The organism is Massilia sp. KIM, from assembly GCF_002007115.1.
GTDB lineage: Bacteria > Pseudomonadota > Gammaproteobacteria > Burkholderiales > Burkholderiaceae_D > Telluria.
Genome location: NZ_MVAD01000002.1, coordinates 783,910 through 802,383, shown reverse-complemented (window position 1 = coordinate 802,383; position 18,474 = coordinate 783,910). Strand labels below are relative to the sequence as shown.

Genomic DNA, 18,474 nt, shown 5'->3' with positions numbered 1-18,474 from the left:
CGCTGCGGCCAGCCCAGCGATGCGCCGCCCGGGATACCCTTGTGTTTTACTGGTCGCGAAAGGAAGGCTTATGGAAACCGAACTGAAACTCAAGGTTCCGCCGGCCGCCCTGGAACGCATGCGCAGCCATCCGGCCCTGGCCGAGCGTGCGACCGGCGCCCCGCGCGAACACCACCTGACCGACACCTATTACGACACCCCCGGGCGCGAGCTGTGGAAGCATGGCCTCACGCTGCGCGTGCGCAGCGACAACGAGGCCTGGATCCAGACCGTGAAGACCAGCGGACGCTTCTCCGGCCTGCACCAGCGCGGCGAATGGGAATGCGCCCTGCCCGATGGCGAACCCCGACCTGCCCTGCTGGCGCGCCAGATCAAGTCGTCGAACCTGGCCGCCTTGCTGGCCGACCCCGGCCTGCCGGAACGCCTGCAGCCCGTGTTCCAGAGCAGCACCCGGCGCACCACCTGGGACATCGCCCTGGCCGACGGCCGCCAGCTCGAGTGCGCGCTCGACGCCGGCGACATCGCGGCCGGCGACCGCCATGCCGAGGTCTCGGAGCTGGAGCTGGAACTCAAGCGCGGCGACCCGGCGGCGCTGTTCGAACTGGCCCTGGCTTTGCACCAGGACATACCGCTGCAATTGGGCAGCGACAGCAAGGCCGCGCGCGGTTTCGCCCTGTTGGAGGGCGATGAGGCGGCGGATACGGGCGTCAAGGCCGAGCCGGTGCGCCTGCATCCGCGTATGACATTGGAAGACGCCTTCCAGTGCATCGGACTGAACTGCCTGCGCCAGATCGAAGCCAACGTGCCCGGTGTGCTGCGCAAGAGTCCCGAGAGCCTGCACCAGATGCGGGTTGGCCTGCGCCGCCTGCGGGCGCTGGTCGACATGTTCGAGGAACTGGCCGCGCCGCCCGACGCCATCCGTGAAGGCCTCGACTGGCTGGCCGGGGAACTCGGCGCCACCCGCGACTGGGACGTGCTGGCCGGCGCCACCCTGGACCACGTCCATGGCATCGACCCGGCGGCCCTGCGCGACGCCGCCCAGGGCAAGGCCAACGCCCTGCACAAGGAGATGCTGCATACCCTGCGCGCGCCGCGCTACACGGTGTTGATGCTGCAGCTGAACGGCTGGCTGCGCGGCCGCCAGTGGCGCCCCGCCGGCGCGCTGCCGAAAGGCTTGCCGAAAGGCTCGCCGAAAGGCTCGCCGAAAGGCTCGCCGCTGGGCGAACGCGCTGCGCGCGGAGCCCTGCCCCTGCTGCGCAAGGCCGAAAAGCGTCTGAGCAAACGCATTCGCGCCCTCGATCCGCAAGATGCGCCCGCCCGCCACCGGGTGCGCATCGCCGCGAAGAAGGCCCGCTATGCGACCGAGTTCTTTGGCGAGCTGCTGCCTGTCAAGCGCGTCAAGCGCTACACACGCTGCCTGTCGGCCCTGCAGGACCGGCTCGGCGTGCTGAACGACTTCGCGGTGGCCGACCACCTGCTGGAGGAACTCGCCAGCGGCCACGGGCAGGTGCCACGCCAGGCGTCCTGGGTGCGCGGCTACCTGTCCGCCCTCGGCGAGGCGGATACGCGTGCGCTGGACAAACCGCTCCGGCAGGTGGCGAAACTGCGCATCACGCGCTGATCGGCGGTCCGCCGGCGGCGCAAACAATAAAAAAGCGCGCTCTGCTCACGCAGGCGCGCTTTTTTACCGTGGTCGCAGGCGCTTACTTGGTCGCCAGGATCCACTTGACCAGGCTGCGTGCTTCCGCTTCGCTCACCTGCGGGTTGGCCGGCATCGGGACCGGACCCCAGACACCCGAGCCGCCCTTCATGACCTTTTGCACCAGTTTGTCTTCCGCGCCCTTCTGGCCTTCGTACTTGGCTGCAACGTCCTTGTAGGAAGGACCGACCAGCTTGTTCGCCACCGCATGGCAAGCCATGCAGTTCTTGGCTTTCGCCAGGTCGGCTTGTGCGAACGCGCTGGTGGACGCGAAGGCCGACAACACAACACACAACAGCAGCGAGCGTTTCATTTGTTTCTCCAGGTTTAACACAGGTGTGATTCTACCGGGTTTCCCGCAGACCTCCACCATCGATACACTCTGTAACGATGGAGCAACGGGAATAGTTGACTTGACAACGGGAAACTAGATAATTTTTCCGCGCGGCATCATTATTTTGTAAGATGGACGGCTGGAAGGAGTTTTCGCATGCCCTTGATTATCCTGATTGCCGTTCTCGTCGCCCTGCGCGGGTTTGAGGTGTGGCGTTTCGCCGACTTGTCCTGGTGGTGGATCGTCGGGCTGATGGTGCTTGCCTTCGTGTGGTTCGAGTTCATCGAAAAGATGCTCGGCCTCGACAAGAAGAAGGAACATGCCGAGCAGGACAAGCTGCGCGAAAAACGCGTGAAGCAGGCTTTCGGCAAGCGCAAGTGAAGCGGGCCTGAGTCCCGCCCTTCAGCGCGGACGGCCGCTCAATCGGTCACCGCGCCGCGGCTGGCGCTCGAAGTCAGGGCCGCGAACTTGGCCAGCACCCCGCGCGTATAGCGCGGCGCCGGCCTGGTCCAGGCCGCGCGCCGGCGCGCCAGTTCTTCCTCCGGCACGTTCAGCTGGATCAGCAGGCGGTGCGCGTCGATCGTCACCGAGTCGCCCTCCTGCACCAGCGCGATGGTCCCGCCCTCGAAGGCCTCGGGCGCCACATGCCCCACCACCATGCCCCAGGTCCCGCCCGAGAAGCGCCCGTCCGTGATCAGGCCCACCGATTCACCCAGGCCCTTGCCGATCAGCGCCGAGGTCGGCGCCAGCATCTCGGGCATGCCCGGTCCGCCCTTCGGCCCCAGGTAGCGCAGCACCAGCACGTCGCCCGGACGGATGCCGTTGGCCAGGATCACATCCATCGCCGACTGCTCGTCGTCGAACACCCGCGCCGGCCCGGTGATCGCTGGGTTCTTCAGGCCGGTAATCTTGGCCACCGCCCCCTCGGGCGCCAGGTTGCCCTTCAGGATCGCCAAATGCCCTTCCTCGTACAGCGCGCGGCTCAAGGGCCGGATCACGTCCTGCCCGGCGGGCGGCTCGGAGGGCACGCCGGACAGCTCCTCGGCCAGGCTGCGGCCGGTGATGGTGAGACAGTCGCCATGCAGCAGCCCGGCGTCGAGCAGCAGCTTCATCACCTGGGGGATGCCGCCCGCCGCGTGCAGGTCGGTCGCCACGTACTGGCCCGAGGGCTTGAGGTTGCAGATCACCGGCACCTTGCGCCGCACGCGCTCGAAGTCGTCGAGCGACCATTCCACCTCGGCCGCGTGGGCGATGGCCAGGTAGTGCAGCACGGCGTTGGTCGAGCCGCCGGTGGCCATGATCACGGCCACCGCGTTCTCGATCGACTTGCGGGTGATGATGTCGCGCGGTTTGAGGTCGCGCTTGACCGCCTCCACCAACACCCGCGCCGACTCGGCGGCGGAGCCGGTCTTCTCGTCGTCCGGATTGGCCATGGTGGAGGAATACAGCAGCGCCATCCCCAGCGCCTCGAAGGACGAGGACATGGTGTTGGCCGTGTACATGCCACCGCAGGAACCGGACGAGGGGCAGGCGTTGCGCTCGATGCCCTCGAAGTCTTCCTCGCTCATGCGCCCCGCCGTGAACTCGCCCACCGCCTCGAAGGCCGAGACGATGGTCAGGTCCTTGCCCTTCCAGTGGCCGGGCCGGATGGTGCCGCCGTAGACGTAGATGCCGGGCACGTTGGTGCGCGCCAGCGCGATCATCCCGCCCGGCATGTTCTTGTCGCAGCCGCCGATCACCACCACGCCGTCCATCCACTGGCCGTTGACGCAGGTTTCAATGCAGTCGGCGATCACCTCGCGCGAGATCAGCGAGAACTTCATGCCCTCGGTGCCCATCGACATGCCGTCCGAGATGGTCGGGGTACCGAACACCTGCGGATTGGCGCCGGCCTCGGCCAGCGCGGCGATGGCGGCGTCGGCCAATTTCTGCAATCCCGAGTTGCAGGGGGTGATGGTGGAGTGGCCGTTGGCCACGCCGATCATGGGCTTGCCGAAGTCGTCCTTGGTATAGCCCATCGCGTAGTACATCGAGCGGTTGGGGCTGCGGGCGACACCTTCGGTGACGTGGCGGGAACGGCGGTTGTAGCGCGCTGCATCGGCCATGGCGGACTCCTCGCGGGACGGGTGTGTCAGCATGCCTTGCCCGCCCCCGGGCGTCAAATGTAAGATGCCCCTCATATGCGGCGCGTATCACCGCCGCCAATCCATACATCCAGCATATGACACCGGAACTGCGCCAGCTGCGTCACTTCGTCACCGTGGCCGAGGAACTCCACTTCGGCCGCGCCGCCGCGCGCCTGCACATGACCCAGCCGCCGCTGTCGCAGAGCATCGCCGCCCTCGAGGAGCAGCTTGGCGCGCCCCTGTTCCTGCGCAACCGGCGCCAGGTCGCGCTGACCCCGAGCGGCAGCGCCCTGCTGCCGGAAGCGCGCCGCATCCTCGAGGAAGCCGCCGCCCTGCCCGAGCTGGTGCGGCGGGTGGCCTCGGGCGAGGCCGGGCGCCTGCTGCTGTCCTTCGTCACCACCGCCGGCCTGAGCCTGCTGCCGGCCGCCCTGCGCCGCTACAGCGCCGCCTACCCGGCGGTGCGCCTGGTGCTGCAGGAGGCGACCTCGGACGTCCAGTTCGAGGAGCTGCTGCAGGGGCGCATCGACGCCGGCTTCGTGATCCCGCCGCTGCCGGGCGGCGCCGACGCCCTGCTCGACTACCTGCCCCTGGTGCAGGAGCCGCTGGTGCTGTGCGCGCCCGCCGGCATGGCCGGGCTGGAAGGCGGCGGCCCGGTGCGCCTGCGCGACTTGCCCAAGCTGCCGCTGGTGATCTTCCCGCGCGCGGTGGCGCCCGCCCTGCACGACGCCATCCTCGGGTGCTTCCGGGCCGCCGGGGTGACGCCGGTGATCGGACAGGAAGCGATCCAGATGCAGACCATCGTCAGCCTGGTGTCCGGCGGCATGGGCTTGGCACTTGTGCCACAATCCGTCTCGTCCCTCTCGCGCCCGGGCGTAGAATACCGTGCCCTGCTCGAGCCGGCCCCGCTGGCCGAGACCGGCCTGGCCTGGCGGCGCGACAATGCCTCGCCGGTGCTGCGGGGCTTCTTGGAATTATTAAGGAAAAACTGACATGCTAGTACACCCCAATCCAGACCCGATCGCCTTCTCGATCGGTCCGGTGGACATCCATTGGTATGGCCTGATGTACGTGGTCGCCTTCGCCCAGTTCCTGCTGCTGGGCCGGGTGCGCATCCGCCAGCCGCACATCGCCGCGCAGGGCTGGACCCGCGACGACCTGGACGACATGCTGTTCTACGGGATGCTGGGCGTGATCGTCGGCGGGCGCCTGGGCGAAGTGCTGTTCTACCAGCCGCTCTACTTCCTCGAGCATCCGCTCGAGATCTTCATGGTCTGGAAAGGCGGCATGTCCTTCCACGGCGGCTTCCTGGGCGTGCTGATCGCGATGGCGGTCTGGGCCCGCCGCCGCAAGCGCAACCTGCTCGACGTCTACGACTTCATCGCGCCCATGGTGCCGCTCGGCTACGCGGCCGGCCGCATCGGCAACTTCATCAACCACGAACTGCCGGGACGCCTGGCCGACCCCAGCCTGCCCTGGGCCATGCTGTGGCCGGGCGTGGAAGGCCCGCGCCATCCTTCGCCGATCTACCAGGCCCTGATCGACGGCGTGCTGGTGTTCCTGATCCTGTGGCCCTACGCGCGCAAGGCCCGTCCGCGCCTGGCGGTGGGCGCCATGTTCACCCTGCTGTATGGCTGCGCGCGCTTCATCACCGAGTACTTCCGGGTGCCGGACTGGGAAGTCACGGTGGCCGGCCTGCCGGTCACCTCGGGCCAGATGCTGTCGCTGCCGATGATCGTGGCGGCCATCGCGATGCTGGTGTGGGCCTACAAACAGCCGCAGCAGCCGGGCCAGCGCCCCGTGCACGCCTGAGCGTACTCGCGCCTCACGCGCGGCGCACCGCCTCCGGCGGTTGCGCCGCTTCTTTTTGCGCGTCGCCCTGGGCGCCGCCGCGCAGGCGCGCTTCGTGGTCGATCACGAAGGCCATCAGCACCACGAAGCCGACGAAGGTGACGCTCAGGTTGCGCATCTCGCCGGTGGCGCAGAACACCAGGAACAGCGGCAGGTTCACCGCGGCGGCGATGGCCACGTGCCGGCGCACCATGCGCGGGGCATGCGGCCAGGCGCGCCACACCACGATGGCGATCGCCGCCAGCGACAGGAAGAAGGCGCGCGAGGGCCCGACCAGGCCATAGGTGGTCTCGGTGCGGAAGTAGGCGCCGCCGAGCAGGTAGGCGCGCAGGTTGTCCCACAGGTGGAACTCGGCCGCGCCGCCCGGCGCGTCGATGAAGGCGGCCTTGAGCGCCACGTTCATCAGTCCCGCCAGCACCACCAGGGCGCCCACCGCCAGCCAGGCGCTGCGCCGGCTGTGATAGTGGCGCAGCAGCGGGTAGAGCGCCGGCAGCAGGAAGAAGAAGGTCTCCTTGTTGAGCGTGGCCACGAAGGCCAGCGCCGCCAGCGCCACCAGGCGTCCGCGCAGCGCCAGCAGGAAGGCAAGCGAAGCGCACAGCAGTTCGGTGGTGTCGTAGAAGTAGCCGCCCACCGTCTGCAGATAGGGAAAGGCGAGCGCGAAGGCGGTCGGCGCCAGCACCGCCGCCAGCGGCGAGACCTTCAGGTCGAGCAGGATCCGGCGCAGCGCGAACAGCATGCCCAGGAGGGACAGGAAGCTGAAGTAGTACACGACCGCGTAGCGCAGGCGCTCGCTGCCGGTCTCGCCCGGCGCGCTCTTGGCGAACACCTCGTCGGGCTTGAAGCGCTTGGCCAGCTTGTCCTTGAAGCGCTCGGGGGCCAGGTCGTCGAGGCGGCGCGCCAGCTCGGGCACCAGCTGGCGGTACACGAAGGGCTTGTGGGCGCTCATGTCGAGCATGGAGGCGACGCCGAAGCGCGGATCGCCGTCGCGCATGCCCCATTTGCCGGCGAAGCCGGAGAACGCGGCCGCGGCCACCATCCAGAAGAAGGCGAACAGCAGGAAGCTGGAGGCCAGGCGCGACATCGGAGCCTGGCGGGACGGCGTGCTGAGGGAAACGACGCGGGCGGGATCGGCTGGCATGGAAAGAGGCTCTGAAAACGGGCGGATTGTACCGCCCCCTTCCACGTTCGTCACCTGTACGGGGCGCCTGTTGCGACTGCGCCTCAGTTGACCGACTTCCAGAACATGTAGGCGGCCAGGCAGTACAGGATCACCGCGAACACCTTCTGCAGCTGGCGCACCGGCATCTTGTGCGCGGTGCGCGCGCCCAGCGGCGCCATGGTCACGCTGGCCAGCACGATGATCGCCAGCGCCGGCAGGTAGATGAAACCGAGCGCGTACTCCGGCAGGCCCGGCTCGCCCCAGCCGTAGTAGATGTTCGAGAGCGTGCCGGCGAGCGCGATCGGGAAGCCCAGCGCGGCGCTGGTGGCGACCGCGTTGTGGATCTTGACGTTACACCAGGTCATGAAGGGCACCGAGATGAAGCCGCCGCCCGCGCCCACCAGGCCTGACAGCACGCCGATGCCGGTGCCGGCGGCGAACATGCCGGGGGCGTTCGGCAGCTCGCGGCTGCCGGCCGGCTTTTTACCGATCAGCATCTGGGTGGCCGAGAAGGCCACGAACACGCCGAAGAAGAAGGCCAGCACGGCGGAATCCATCTGCTTGCCGATCCAGGGACCGATCCAGGAGCCGACCAGGATGCCGGGCGCCAGCAGCTTCACCACGGGCCACAGCACCGCGCCGTGCTTGTGATGGGCGCGCACCGAGGACAGGGAAGTGAAGAAGATGGTGGCAAGCGAGGTGGCGATCGCCATGTGCACCACCAGCCCGGGCGCGAAGCCCTGGGCCGTGAAGATCATGGTGATGAAGGGGACCAGCACCATGCCGCCGCCGATGCCCAGCAGTCCGGCCGCAAAGCCGCCGAAGGTGCCCATCGCGAGCAGGGCGAGTATCAGCCAGGGATCCATTCACGCCCCCTTGCCGCGCACCAGGGCGACGATGGCCTTCCATTCGGCGGCGCTCACCGGCGAGACCGACAGCCGGCTGCCCTTCTGCAGCAGGACCATGTTCTCGAGGGCCGGCACGCTGCGCAGTTCGGACAGCGGCACATAGCGTCCCTGCTCGGTGGCGCGCACGTCGACCGAGATCCAGCGCGGCTGTTCGCGGGTGGCCTTGGGGTCGTGGTAGTGGGAGGCGGGATCGAACTGGCTTTCGTCGGGATAGGGGCTGCTCGCCACCTCGGCCAGGCCGGCCACGCCGGGCACGGCGCAGCTCGAGTGGTAGAACAGGACGCCGTCGCCGACCGACATGGCGTCGCGCATGAAGTTGCGCGCCTGGTAGTTGCGCACGCCGAACCAGGCGACCGTTTTCCCGGGAGCGGCCAGCACGTCCTCAAAACTGACCTCGTCGGGTTCGGATTTCATCAACCAATAGCGCATCGCGCCTCCAACAAAAGCGCGCCCGGAATGCAAATGCTCTGCGTTGGCCGTGATCCGTCGTTCCGGCGCAGGCCTGGTCGGCCACGCCGGAACCCAAGTTTGCACGCGCTGCTGCGGGCCGTAAAAGGGCAGCGCGACATTGTAAACTTGGGTCCCCGCCTGCGCGGGGGCGACGGTTTTACGGCCGACCAGTGAGCCTGAAGCCCCCACCCGGCGCGCGCATAAAAAAAAGCGGCTGCGACCAATGCGCAACCGCCCCATGTATATAGCCCCGCCTGTGCCGTTTTTGCCGGCATCCTGAACCAAATAGGTTCAAGGCGGTCGCGGTCAGATCAATTTCGGGTTCGTCGGACTAGCGACGATCACGCCCATCGAACGTGTTCCACAACCTATGCGTGAGAATGGTTCAAGGAATATATGGCAAATCTCGAACACCGCAGGGTAGTGCGCAGTTTACTCTCTTACTCCGTCATGTCAAACGGTTTTGACTCTCAGGACAGATTTTCCTGAGGGGACAAAGCCTTGTCGAGCACCGTGTGCATGGCCTCGAGTTTCTGCTTGACTTCGAGGATAGACATGTCCGACAGCGGCCCCTGCGGGGACTTCACCGACAGGAACTCGGCCGCGACCGACAGCGCCGCCATGACCGCGATGCGGTCCGTGCCCTTCACCTTACCGGAGTCGCGCAGCGCGCACATCTTGCCGTCGAGGTAGCCGACGGCCTCGCGCAAGGTGCGTTCCTCGCCTTCGCGGCAAGCCAGGCGGTAGGGCTGGCCCATGATGGTGACGTCGAGCTGGATCATTGGGTGGCCTCGCTTTCGTCCGCCTCTTCCTCATTCGGTGGCGGCGGCAGTTGTTCGAGCAGGGCCTCGACGCGGCGCTGGGCTTCGATGAGTCTTTCCTTGAACGCGATGTTCTCCGCACTCAGCAGGGAATTGGCCTGGCGCAGCAGGTAGTTCTCGGCGCGCAGCGACTGGGTCAGCTGGGCGAGCCGGTCGATCTTGTCTGAGAGGTCTTGGAATTCGGAAATCATTCGACACTATAGGACTGAGATGGTTTTTCCGTCAACCGAATCGCACGCCCCCGGGGAGCGGCCATTCGTGCGGCATGGATGCAGGAGGGAGTGTACCCTGTCCGGCTTGTTTTGCTGACAAGACAGCATTTGAGGGGTACAGCCCTCCATTACATTGGACCAGATCAAAAAGTTCAGTTAATCATCCAACACACTGTCTTGAAATGGTAAATTATCGTCCCTATAATTAGCACTCGTTAGCGGAGAGTGCTAACAACTCTTTGCAGCCGACGCAGACCATCACACAAAAACGGATGCGGCGGCGCCCTTAGCTAGTCAAACCATTGAAATATAAGGAGTTTTGCATGAACCTTCGTCCTCTGCACGATCGCGTTATCGTGAAGCGTCTCGACCAGGAAACCAAAACTGCGTCCGGCCTGATCATCCCCGATGCAGCCGCCGAGAAGCCGGACCAGGGTGAGGTGCTCGCCGTCGGCAACGGCAAGGTGCAGGAGAATGGTCAAGTTCGCCCGCTGGAAGTGAAGGTCGGCGACCGCGTGCTGTTCGGCAAGTACTCCGGCCAGGCCGTCAAGGTCAACGGCGAAGAACTGCTGGTGATGCGCGAAGAAGACATCATGGCCGTCGTGGCGCAGTAATCCTCCCCCTCATAGTTACATTCACGAATTCATTCGGAGATACAGAACATGGCAGCTAAAGAAGTAGTGTTCGGCGACGTCGCACGCGCCAAGATGGTCGAAGGCGTCAACATCCTGGCCAACGCCGTCAAAGTCACCCTGGGCCCGAAAGGCCGCAACGTCGTGCTGGAGCGCTCGTTCGGCGCCCCGACCGTCACCAAGGACGGCGTCTCGGTCGCCAAAGAGATCGAGCTGAAAGACAAGCTCATGAACATGGGCGCGCAGATGGTCAAGGAAGTCGCTTCCAAGACCAGCGACAACGCCGGCGACGGCACCACCACCGCGACCGTGCTGGCCCAAGCCATCGTGCGCGAAGGCATGAAGTTCGTTGCCGCCGGCATGAACCCGATGGACCTGAAGCGCGGCATCGACAAGGCCGTCGCAGCCACCGTCGAAGAACTGAAGAAGATCGCCAAGCCGACCACCACCTCCAAGGAAATCGCCCAGGTTGGCGCGATCTCGGCCAACTCGGAAACCTCGATCGGCGAGCGCATCGCCGAAGCGATGGAAAAAGTCGGCAAGGAAGGCGTCATCACCGTCGAAGACGGCAAGTCGCTGAACGACGAACTGGACATCGTGGAAGGCATGCAGTTCGACCGCGGCTACCTGTCGCCCTACTTCATCAACAACCCGGACAAGCAGGTCGCCGTTCACGAGAACCCGTTCATCCTGCTGTGCGACAAGAAGATCTCCAACATCCGTGACCTGCTGCCGGTGCTGGAGCAAGTGGCTAAGGCCGGCCGTCCGCTGGTGATCGTCGCCGAAGACATCGAAGGCGAAGCCCTGGCGACCCTGGTGGTCAACAACATCCGTGGCATCCTGAAGACCGTCGCCGTCAAGGCTCCGGGCTTCGGCGACCGCCGCAAGGCCATGCTGGAAGACATCGCCATCCTGACCGGCGGCCAGGTGATCGCCGAAGAAGTCGGCCTGACCCTGGAAAAAGTCACCCTGGCCGAACTGGGCCAGGCCAAGCGCGTCGAAGTGGGCAAGGAAAACACCATCATCATCGACGGCGCAGGCCAGGCTGAAGCGATCGAAGGCCGCGTCAAGCAGATCCGCCTCCAGATCGAAGAAGCGACTTCGGACTACGACCGCGAGAAGCTGCAGGAGCGCGTTGCCAAGCTGGCAGGCGGTGTCGCCGTGATCCGCGTCGGCGCTGCGACCGAAGTCGAGATGAAAGAGAAGAAGGCACGCGTGGAAGACGCGCTGCACGCCACCCGCGCTGCCGTGGAAGAAGGCATCGTCCCGGGCGGCGGCGTGGCCCTGCTGCGCGCTCGCGCTTCGCTCAACGTCAAGGGCGACAACCCGGACCAGGAAGCAGGCATCAAGATCGTCCTGCGCGCCATGGAAGAGCCGCTGCGCATGATCGTCGCCAACGCCGGCGATGAGCCGTCGGTCGTGGTGGCTGCCGTGCTGGCAGGCTCGGGCAACTACGGCTACAACGCCGCCAACGGCACCTACGGCGACATGGTCGAGATGGGCGTGCTGGATCCGGCCAAGGTCACCCGCTCGGCGCTGCAGAACGCAGCCTCGATCGCCGGCCTGATGCTGACCACCGACTGCATGGTCTCGGAAGTCGTCGAAGACAAGCCGGCCGGCGGCATGGGCGGCATGGGCGGCATGGGTGGCATGGGCGGCATGGACGGCATGATGTAATTGCCGTCCGGCGCCGGCGGCGCGCCCCAGGCGCGCCGCATGCACCAGACAAGAAAGCCCGCAGGGTTCGCGCCCTGCGGGCTTTTTGTTTGTCCGCGCCTCAAGCGGGCAGACGCAGGCGCGCCGCCAGCACGCCCTGGCGCCGCTCGACGAAGTCGCGCAGGGCGGCCGGATAGTCGGGCCGCACCGCCTTGCGCACCGAGGGCCGCGCCGCCAGCGCGCGGCGCCAGGCCTGCAGCTTCGCCAGGCCCGCGAGCATGGAGGGCATGTCGGCCTGGTCGAACAGGTCGAGGTAGCGGAACACCGGGGCGAAGGCGGCGTCCACCAGCGAGAAGCCGGCGCCCGCGAAATAGGGGCCCTCGCCGAGCGCCTGCTCCAGCGACTCGAAGCGGGCGCGCAGTTGCAGGCGCGCGCTCTCGAACGCCCCCTCCTCCACCGCCGAGTACAGGGCGGCGATGCCGTTCAGGACGGCGGACGCGAACTCGACCCAGCCGCGGTGCCGGGCGCGGGCCAGCGGGTCGGCCGGGTGCAGCGCGGGCAGCACCGTATCCTCCAGGTACTCGCAGATGACGGCCGATTCGAACACCGGCTCGCCCTCGGCCAGCAGCAGCGGCGTCTTGCCGAGCGGCGAAAGCGCCAGGAACCAGGCCGGCTTGTTGGCCAGGTCGATGTCGGTGCGCTCGTAGGGGACCTGTTTTTCCTCGAGCGCGATCACGGCGCGCTGCACGTAGGGGCAAAGCGGGTGGCTGATCAGTTGCAGCCGCATGGCGTCTTGCTTCGGCGCGCGGCCGGGATGCGCGGCGTGGGGAACGTGGCCTTGGTCGGTCATGGGACACCCTGGTGACGTGAGTTGAGATGCGCCCACTCTACCTATGCAAGAATGCACGTAAAATAGGCAAGCATGAAAGCTCCCTATGCAAAACTGCAATCGAAGCTCGGTCTCCCGGACCTCGAGATCATCCTGGCCCTGCACCGCGGCCGCAACCTGGCCGGGGCGGCCGAGCGGCTCAAGGTCGACGCCTCGACCGTGTTCCGCTCGATCAAGCGCATCGAGAAGGACATCGGCGAGGTCCTGTTCGATCGCGGCCGCCACGGCTACGTGGCGACCGAACTGGGGCGCGAACTGGCCGGCCACGCCGAACGCATCGAAGCCCAGCTCGAGGAAGCGCGCGAACTCGCGTTCAACCAGGCCGCCGAGCCCTCGGGCACCCTGCGCCTGACCACCACCGACACCCTGCTGCACAGCGTGCTGATGCCGGTCCTGGCGCGCTTCGCGAGCGCCTATCCGAAGATCGACCTGGAGCTGGTCACCACCAACGCGGTCGCCAACCTGAGCCAACGCGACGCCGACATCGCGATCCGCGCCACCCGCCACCCGCCCGAGCACCTGGTCGGCATCCGCCTGGGCGCCCTGCGCGCCGCGGTCTACGCCGGCAAGGACTACCTGGCCGCGCAGCCGCCGGGCCGGCACTACAGCGAGATGGACTGGATCGCGCTCGACGACAGCCTGCCCGACCACCCCTCGCAGCGCTGGCGCCGCGAGCATTATCCGAAGCTTGCGCCGCGTTACAAGGTCAACAGCGTGCTGTCGCTGGCGGGCGCCATCGTGAACGGCTTCGGCGTGGGCGTGGCGCCGCTCGCCGTGCTGGCCGCGCATCCCCAGGCCGTGATCGTCGACGGCCCGCTGGCGGAGCTCGACACCGAGCTGTGGGTGCTGGCCCATCCCGACACGCGCTACCTGGGGCGCATGAAAGCCATGTTCGATTTCCTGCGCGCCGAGGTCCGGCTCCCCGCCTGAGGAAACATTTGCTTACATCTGTTTCGCGCTGTTGACTGCACAGCTCGCGGTTAAGGCCTACATTGGCGAAAAGACATTCCGTTGTTGGGGACGACCATGAAACGCATTGCACTGACTCTCTTGCCCGCCCTGCTGCTCGCCATCCAGGCGCCGGCCAGCGCCCACGGGCGCCATGGCCACGGCCACCACGGCCACCACGGTCACGGTTACAAGGAGACCTACTGGGACGGCCACTGCAAGGTCGAGCGCAAATACAAGCACGGCGGCTATAAGGAAAAGCGCAAGTGCCGCGCGCCCAGCTACGCCTATTACGACGACGGCTACCGCTATCGCGAACCGGTCTACTACGTCGAGCCGCGTCCGGTCTATGTCGAGCCGCGTCCCGTCTACGTGCAGCCGCGCCCCGTGTATGTCGAACCGGGCGTGTCGATCCACGGCACTTTCCACTTCCGCTGATCGTCCCCAGCTCATCTGTTGCTGCGCGAACAGGCATGGTTTAGTATGACCGCCTCACCCCACGAGGCTCACCATGTCGATTCGCGCTCTCCCTTCTTCCCCGCTGCGCCTGCTCACTGTGTCGCTGGTGTTCGCCTGCGCCCTGGCCGGCTGCAAGCGCGCCGAGCGCGAAGCGCCACCCCCGGCGGCCGCCGAGAAGCCGGCCGCGCAGGCGCCGCGCACCAAGGAGCAGGCCATGGAAAGCCTGCTCGCGCTGCCGGAACTGCGCAACTGGTCGCAGCAGATCGAAAAGCGTTCGGGCGGCGAAGCGCGCGGCGCGGTGATCGAGGACGATCCGGCGCCGCGCGAGATCAATGGCAAGCGCTATTACCAGCTGAGTTTCGTCGAGAACCGGGCCGAGGACGTGCGCCGGCGCGAAAGCTTCCTGGTGGCCCAGGACGGGAACGAGATCCTGGTCGAGGATCCGGTGAACAACGAGCTGCTCAGCCTCCAGGAATGGCGTCGGCGCATCAAGCGCGTCGAGCTGAAAAGCGCGGACTGATTCATCGCGCTGCGTCATCACTTGGATCCCCGCCTTCGCGGGGATGACGAGCCGAGGCGGCTGAACCGTTCTTCAGCGCTCGCAGTGCGGAATCAACTGTCGAGGTGAGAGATCAGGAGGCGGTGCGCCTCGTCCCCCTGCGCGTGCTGTCCATCCACCGAAATCCCCACCGCCATGATGTCGATGAGGAGCAGTTGCAGGATGCGCGAGATCATCGACAGGAAGCTGGTGCTGTCCTCGGCGTGATCCACCGCGAGACAGACGTTCGCCTTGCGCGCCAGCGGCGACTGGCTGTTGCTGATGGCGATCACGTCCGCCCCCGCCGCGCGCGCCGCGTCCACCGCGTCCAGCAGCTCGGTGAGGCTGCCCGAATTCGACACCGCGATCACCACGTCCCCCGGCCCCAGCAGCTCGGCGGCCAGCTTGAACAGGTGGGCGTCGCCATACAGGGCGGTCGGGATCCGGAAGCGGAAGAACTTGTGCTGCCCGTCCAGCGCCACCGCGCGTGAATTGCCCATCGCGTAGAACTCGACCCGCCGGGCCTTGCTCACCAGTTCGATCGCGCGATCCAGCGCGCGCACATCGAGCTGGTCGCGGAAGCGCAGGATGGCGGACACCGTGTTGTCGATCACCTTGGCCGACAGGTCGTGGGTGCTGTCGCTGATGCGCACCTGGCTGTGCCGCACTGGAATCGCGCCGGTCAGGCTGCTGGCGAACTTGAGCTTGAACTCGGCCAGGCCCTGGAAGCCCAGCGAGCGGCAAAAACGGATCACGGTCGGCTGGCTGACGTCGGCCAGGCGCGCGATGCCGGCGATCGGCTCGTTGAGCACCAGGCGCGGCTGCTCCAGCACCAGGGCCGCCACCCGCCCTTCGGCCGGCGACAGTTCGTGGCGCAGCTGCTGCACCCGCTCCATCAGGGTGTTGGCGCCGCTGCGCCCGCGCAGGTGCTCGGCCAGGATGGTCGCCACGCCGTGGAAGGCGGGATTCGGCGTGGTGATCACATAGGTCGGGATGTCCGCCAGGTAGGTCGAGAAGCGCCCCTTGGCCTCGAAGCGGGCGCGGAAGGGCGAGCGCAGGAACCATTCGCCCATGCGCGGCACGATGCCGCCGCCGATGAAGATGCCCCCGAAGGCCCCCAGGGTCACCGCCAGGTTGGCCGCCGCCCCGCCCAGCATGCCGCAGAAGCATTCCAGCACCTCCAGGCACAGCGGGTCGTCGGCTTCCAGCGCGCCGGCGATGATGGCGGCCGGGTCGCGCGGCGGCGCTTCCACGCCGTTGCGCCGGGCCAGGGCGCGGTAGATGATTTCCATGCCCGGCCCCGAGATCAGGCGCTCGTTCGAGACGTGCTGCCACTCGCGCCAGGCGTATTGCAGGATCGCGAACTCGCGCTCGTCGGCCGGCGCGAAATTCACGTGGCCACCCTCCGAGCCGAGGGTGACGAAACCGTCGGCGGTCGGAATCACGCCCGAGACGCCCAGGCCGGTGCCCGGACCGAGCACCCCGATCACCGCGTTCGGCGCCGGCTTGCCCTTCCCCACCTGCATCAGGTCGGCCTCGGCGAAGCCGGGAATCGCCATCGCCAGCGCGGTGAAGTCGTTGACGATCAGGAGGGTCTGCAAGCCCAGCTCGCGGCGCACAGCGTCGGTCGAGAACTCCCAGGCGCGGTTGGTCATGCGCACGTAGTCGCCGCTGATCGGGTTGGCGACCGCGAAGGCGGCGTGGTGCAGCTTCTGGTCGGCGTGGTCCTGCAGGTAGTGCCGCAAGAGCGGCACGATGCCCGCGAAGTCGTCGCAGCGCAGCACCCGCACGGCGCGGAACTGGCCGGGCGCGGTCTGGAGCGCGAAGCGCGCATGGGTCGCGCCGATGTCCGCCAGCAGGCGCGGTCCGTCGGCGAAGGCCGCCCGCGCGAACTTGTCCGTGGTGGCGTCCTGCGCCTGCTGGCTGTCCATCATGCCCCCGCCAGCGCGCCGAACCAGGCGCCGTAAGGCGGCAGCGTGAGCTTGCCGTTGGCCGCGTCGCCCGGCAGCCCGTGCGCGTCGAGCGGCGTCGCGCCGGCGCTCGCTGGCCAGTCGAAGCTGACCGGCGCGTTCGACAGGTTGAAGGCGGCCAGCACGCTGTCATGGCCTTCGAGGTCGCGGCGCAGGGCCAGCACCGGCTCGGGCGCGTCGAAGAAGGCGATCTCGCCGCGGGTCAGCTGGGGCATGCTGCGGCGCCAGGCGATGAAGCGGCGCTGGAAGTTCAGCATCGAGTCCGGATCGAGGTCCTGCTGCTGGACGCTTGCGGCCAGGTGGGGCTCGGCCACCGGCAGCCAGGGCGTGCCGGTGGTGAAGCCGGCGTTGGGCGCCTGGCTGGTCCAGGGCATCGGCGTGCGGCAGCCGTCGCGGCCCTTGAACTCGGGCCAGAAGGTGATGCCGTACGGGTCCTGCAGCAGTTCATAGGGGACGTCGGCCTCCGTCAGCGCCAGCTCGTCGCCCTGGTAGAGGCAGGGCGTGCCCTTGAGCGAGAGCTGCATCGCCAGCACCAGCTTGGCCAGCGCCGGCGTCGCATCAAGGCCGCCCCAGCGGGTCATGACGCGCACCGCGTCGTGGTTGCCGACCGACCAGGAAGCCCAGCCGTCCTTGACGCGCTCGTTGAAGTCCTCGACCTGCTTGCGGATGTGGGCCGCCGTGAACTGCGGAGTCAGGAGGTTGAAGCTGTAGGCCATGTGCAGCTTGTCGCCGCCCTCGGTGTATTCGGCCATCTGGGCCAGCGCGTCGTCCGAGCTGACTTCGCCGATCGAGACCGCGCCGAATTCGTTGAGCTGGGCGCGCACGCGCTGCAGGAAGGCGATGTTCTCCGGCTGGGTCTTGTCGTAGATGTGGGCCTGCATGCCGTAGGGGTTCACGTCGGTCACGGTCGAGGTGTCGCGCACCAGGGCCGGCGGATTGCTGCGCAGCTGGCGGTCGTGGAAGTGGAACACGCAGGCGTCCATGCGCACGCCGTCCACGCCGCGCTCGAGCCAGAAGCGCTGGGCGTCGAGGTGGGCCTGCTGGACTTCGGGGTTATGGAAGTTCAGCTGCGGCTGGCTCACCAGGAAGTTGTGCATGTAGTACTGCTTGCGGCGGGTGTCCCACTGCCAGGCCGAGCCGCCGAACACCGACAGCCAGTTGTTGGGCGGGTTGCCGTCCGGGAGCGGATCGGCCCACACGTACCAGTCGGCCTTGGGGTTGTCGCGGCTCGAGCGGCTCTCCACGAACCAGGGATGGGTGTCGGCGGTGTGCGACATCACCTGGTCGATCATGATCTTCAGGCCCAGGCTGTGGGCGCGCGCGACCAGGCGGTCGAAGTCGGCCAGGGTGCCGAACATCGGGTCGACGTCGCAGTAGTCGGCGATGTCGTAGCCGAAGTCCTTCATTGGCGACTTGAAGAAGGGGGACAGCCAGACGATGTCGACGCCCAGGCTGGCGATGTAGTCGAGTTTGTCGGTAATGCCGGGCAGGTCGCCCACGCCGTCGCCGTTCGTATCGAGGTAGCTGCGCGGGTAGACCTGATAGATGATGGCTTCGCGCCACCAGTTCGGATTGTCGGTCGTCGAGATCTGGGTCATGGCTGAGGTCCGATGGAAAATTCTAGCCAATATACAGGATGCAAGATAAGTTGACAATTCAAGCTGTTGAGCAGCGAATCGCATTTATTCGTTGTTTTTCAATGACTTGCAAATTTTATTTGCACGCACACAACAGCAACGTCGTAACTAAACTACGTGAATTTGTAATCGTTTAAGTATCGGCAAGATTTTTCTGTTGCAAAGTCAGCCAGCCTCGGCATAGGATC

The 18,474-nt window shown here is 66.8% G+C and carries 19 protein-coding genes and 1 other RNA gene; 9 read left to right on the top strand and 11 right to left on the bottom strand.

Features of this window, described 5'->3' with window-relative positions; genetic code table 11:
• The first annotated feature begins 70 nt into the window (after nt 1–70).
• Complete coding sequence (locus tag B0920_RS18240) at nt 71–1,621, top strand: CYTH and CHAD domain-containing protein (protein ID WP_179119221.1); 1,551 nt, start codon at nt 71–73, stop codon at nt 1,619–1,621.
• Nucleotides 1,622–1,703: 82 nt separating this feature from the next.
• On the opposite strand, the gene B0920_RS18235 is transcribed toward B0920_RS18240, so the two are convergent.
• Nucleotides 1,704–2,012 carry a c-type cytochrome gene (locus B0920_RS18235; RefSeq protein ID WP_078034067.1) on the bottom strand — a complete coding sequence of 103 codons (309 nt, stop codon included), beginning with the start codon at nt 2,010–2,012 and terminating at the stop codon, nt 1,704–1,706.
• Nucleotides 2,013–2,189: 177 nt separating this feature from the next.
• On the opposite strand from B0920_RS18235, the gene B0920_RS18230 reads away from it, so the two are divergent.
• Nucleotides 2,190–2,414 carry a TIGR04438 family Trp-rich protein gene (locus B0920_RS18230; protein WP_078034066.1) on the top strand — a complete coding sequence of 75 codons (225 nt, stop codon included), beginning with the start codon at nt 2,190–2,192 and terminating at the stop codon, nt 2,412–2,414.
• Nucleotides 2,415–2,452: 38 nt separating this feature from the next.
• Here B0920_RS18230 and ilvD read toward each other — a convergent pair whose 3' ends face one another.
• Complete coding sequence (gene ilvD / locus B0920_RS18225) at nt 2,453–4,138, bottom strand: dihydroxy-acid dehydratase (RefSeq protein WP_078034065.1); 1,686 nt, start codon at nt 4,136–4,138, stop codon at nt 2,453–2,455.
• 116 nt (nt 4,139–4,254) lie between these two features.
• Between ilvD and B0920_RS18220 the strand changes: the two genes are divergently transcribed.
• Complete coding sequence (locus B0920_RS18220; protein ID WP_078034064.1) at nt 4,255–5,148, top strand: LysR family transcriptional regulator; 894 nt, start codon at nt 4,255–4,257, stop codon at nt 5,146–5,148.
• 1 nt (nt 5,149) lies between these two features.
• Nucleotides 5,150–5,968, top strand: coding sequence for a prolipoprotein diacylglyceryl transferase (gene lgt / locus B0920_RS18215; protein ID WP_078034063.1), 819 nt, complete (start codon nt 5,150–5,152; stop codon nt 5,966–5,968).
• A gap of 13 nt (nt 5,969–5,981) precedes the next feature.
• Here the strand turns inward: lgt and B0920_RS18210 are convergent, their stop codons facing one another.
• The 6 genes from B0920_RS18210 to B0920_RS18185 form a co-directional block, all read right to left on the bottom strand.
• On the bottom strand, nt 5,982–7,145 hold the full coding sequence (locus tag B0920_RS18210; RefSeq protein WP_143745830.1) for a hypothetical protein: 1,164 nt from the start codon (nt 7,143–7,145) through the stop codon (nt 5,982–5,984).
• An 83-nt stretch (nt 7,146–7,228) separates the two neighbouring features.
• The gene (locus B0920_RS18205) at nt 7,229–8,032 is read right to left on the bottom strand and encodes a sulfite exporter TauE/SafE family protein (protein WP_078034061.1); all 804 of its coding nucleotides are present in this window, start codon (nt 8,030–8,032) and stop codon (nt 7,229–7,231) included.
• Entirely contained in the window at nt 8,033–8,503 is a 471-nt protein-coding gene (locus tag B0920_RS18200; protein WP_078034060.1) for an EVE domain-containing protein, read from the bottom strand. It lies immediately after the preceding gene.
• Between the two features lie 264 nt (nt 8,504–8,767).
• Nucleotides 8,768–8,949, bottom strand: a non-coding RNA gene (gene ssrS / locus B0920_RS18195) — 6S RNA.
• A 45-nt stretch (nt 8,950–8,994) separates the two neighbouring features.
• A complete protein-coding gene (locus B0920_RS18190; protein ID WP_078034059.1) occupies nt 8,995–9,306 on the bottom strand; it encodes a cell division protein ZapA in 312 nt (103 codons plus the stop codon).
• On the bottom strand, nt 9,303–9,536 hold the full coding sequence (locus tag B0920_RS18185; protein WP_078034058.1) for a hypothetical protein: 234 nt from the start codon (nt 9,534–9,536) through the stop codon (nt 9,303–9,305). The genes B0920_RS18190 and B0920_RS18185 overlap by 4 nt, the downstream gene beginning before the upstream one ends.
• A 344-nt stretch (nt 9,537–9,880) precedes the next feature.
• Between B0920_RS18185 and groES the strand changes: the two genes are divergently transcribed.
• Together groES and groL are read left to right on the top strand one after the other, a co-directional pair.
• Nucleotides 9,881–10,171 (top strand): co-chaperone GroES, encoded by a 291-nt coding sequence (groES, locus tag B0920_RS18180; protein WP_078034057.1) that lies wholly within the window; start codon nt 9,881–9,883, stop codon nt 10,169–10,171.
• 48 nt (nt 10,172–10,219) lie between these two features.
• The gene (gene groL / locus B0920_RS18175) at nt 10,220–11,866 is read left to right on the top strand and encodes a chaperonin GroEL (RefSeq protein WP_078034056.1); all 1,647 of its coding nucleotides are present in this window, start codon (nt 10,220–10,222) and stop codon (nt 11,864–11,866) included.
• A gap of 100 nt (nt 11,867–11,966) precedes the next feature.
• On the opposite strand, the gene B0920_RS18170 is transcribed toward groL, so the two are convergent.
• A complete protein-coding gene (locus tag B0920_RS18170; RefSeq protein ID WP_078034468.1) occupies nt 11,967–12,632 on the bottom strand; it encodes a glutathione S-transferase family protein in 666 nt (221 codons plus the stop codon).
• A 135-nt stretch (nt 12,633–12,767) separates the two neighbouring features.
• Between B0920_RS18170 and B0920_RS18165 the strand changes: the two genes are divergently transcribed.
• The 3 genes from B0920_RS18165 to B0920_RS18155 all read left to right on the top strand — a co-directional run bounded on the left by B0920_RS18165 (nt 12,768) and on the right by B0920_RS18155 (nt 14,661).
• Nucleotides 12,768–13,664, top strand: a complete 897-nt coding sequence (locus tag B0920_RS18165; RefSeq protein WP_078034055.1) for a LysR family transcriptional regulator — start codon at nt 12,768–12,770, stop codon at nt 13,662–13,664.
• A 96-nt stretch (nt 13,665–13,760) separates the two neighbouring features.
• Complete coding sequence (locus B0920_RS18160; protein ID WP_078034054.1) at nt 13,761–14,120, top strand: hypothetical protein; 360 nt, start codon at nt 13,761–13,763, stop codon at nt 14,118–14,120.
• Nucleotides 14,121–14,193: 73 nt separating this feature from the next.
• Complete coding sequence (locus tag B0920_RS18155; RefSeq protein ID WP_078034053.1) at nt 14,194–14,661, top strand: hypothetical protein; 468 nt, start codon at nt 14,194–14,196, stop codon at nt 14,659–14,661.
• Nucleotides 14,662–14,753: 92 nt separating this feature from the next.
• On the opposite strand, the gene B0920_RS18150 is transcribed toward B0920_RS18155, so the two are convergent.
• Nucleotides 14,754–16,610, bottom strand: coding sequence for a glucokinase (locus B0920_RS18150; RefSeq protein WP_078034467.1), 1,857 nt, complete (start codon nt 16,608–16,610; stop codon nt 14,754–14,756).
• Nucleotides 16,610–18,247 carry an alpha-glucosidase family protein gene (locus B0920_RS18145; protein ID WP_078034052.1) on the bottom strand — a complete coding sequence of 546 codons (1,638 nt, stop codon included), beginning with the start codon at nt 18,245–18,247 and terminating at the stop codon, nt 16,610–16,612. Before B0920_RS18145 ends, B0920_RS18150 begins: the two co-directional genes overlap by 1 nt.
• Between the last annotated feature and the right edge of the window lie 227 nt (nt 18,248–18,474).

Bases quoted from the DNA above. Each gene is read 5' to 3' on its own strand.
- B0920_RS18240 (WP_179119221.1), top strand. From the start codon at position 71: ATGGAAACCGAACTGAAACTCAAGGTTCCGCCGGCCGCCCTGGAACGC.
- B0920_RS18235 (WP_078034067.1), bottom strand. From the start codon at position 2,012: ATGAAACGCTCGCTGCTGTTGTGTGTTGTGTTGTCGGCCTTCGCGTCC.
- B0920_RS18230 (WP_078034066.1), top strand. From the start codon at position 2,190: ATGCCCTTGATTATCCTGATTGCCGTTCTCGTCGCCCTGCGCGGGTTT.
- ilvD (WP_078034065.1), bottom strand. From the start codon at position 4,138: ATGGCCGATGCAGCGCGCTACAACCGCCGTTCCCGCCACGTCACCGAA.
- B0920_RS18220 (WP_078034064.1), top strand. From the start codon at position 4,255: ATGACACCGGAACTGCGCCAGCTGCGTCACTTCGTCACCGTGGCCGAG.
- lgt (WP_078034063.1), top strand. From the start codon at position 5,150: ATGCTAGTACACCCCAATCCAGACCCGATCGCCTTCTCGATCGGTCCG.
- B0920_RS18210 (WP_143745830.1), bottom strand. From the start codon at position 7,145: ATGCCAGCCGATCCCGCCCGCGTCGTTTCCCTCAGCACGCCGTCCCGC.
- B0920_RS18205 (WP_078034061.1), bottom strand. From the start codon at position 8,032: ATGGATCCCTGGCTGATACTCGCCCTGCTCGCGATGGGCACCTTCGGC.
- B0920_RS18200 (WP_078034060.1), bottom strand. From the start codon at position 8,503: ATGCGCTATTGGTTGATGAAATCCGAACCCGACGAGGTCAGTTTTGAG.
- B0920_RS18190 (WP_078034059.1), bottom strand. From the start codon at position 9,306: ATGATCCAGCTCGACGTCACCATCATGGGCCAGCCCTACCGCCTGGCT.
- B0920_RS18185 (WP_078034058.1), bottom strand. From the start codon at position 9,536: ATGATTTCCGAATTCCAAGACCTCTCAGACAAGATCGACCGGCTCGCC.
- groES (WP_078034057.1), top strand. From the start codon at position 9,881: ATGAACCTTCGTCCTCTGCACGATCGCGTTATCGTGAAGCGTCTCGAC.
- groL (WP_078034056.1), top strand. From the start codon at position 10,220: ATGGCAGCTAAAGAAGTAGTGTTCGGCGACGTCGCACGCGCCAAGATG.
- B0920_RS18170 (WP_078034468.1), bottom strand. From the start codon at position 12,632: ATGCGGCTGCAACTGATCAGCCACCCGCTTTGCCCCTACGTGCAGCGC.
- B0920_RS18165 (WP_078034055.1), top strand. From the start codon at position 12,768: ATGAAAGCTCCCTATGCAAAACTGCAATCGAAGCTCGGTCTCCCGGAC.
- B0920_RS18160 (WP_078034054.1), top strand. From the start codon at position 13,761: ATGAAACGCATTGCACTGACTCTCTTGCCCGCCCTGCTGCTCGCCATC.
- B0920_RS18155 (WP_078034053.1), top strand. From the start codon at position 14,194: ATGTCGATTCGCGCTCTCCCTTCTTCCCCGCTGCGCCTGCTCACTGTG.
- B0920_RS18150 (WP_078034467.1), bottom strand. From the start codon at position 16,610: ATGGACAGCCAGCAGGCGCAGGACGCCACCACGGACAAGTTCGCGCGG.
- B0920_RS18145 (WP_078034052.1), bottom strand. From the start codon at position 18,247: ATGACCCAGATCTCGACGACCGACAATCCGAACTGGTGGCGCGAAGCC.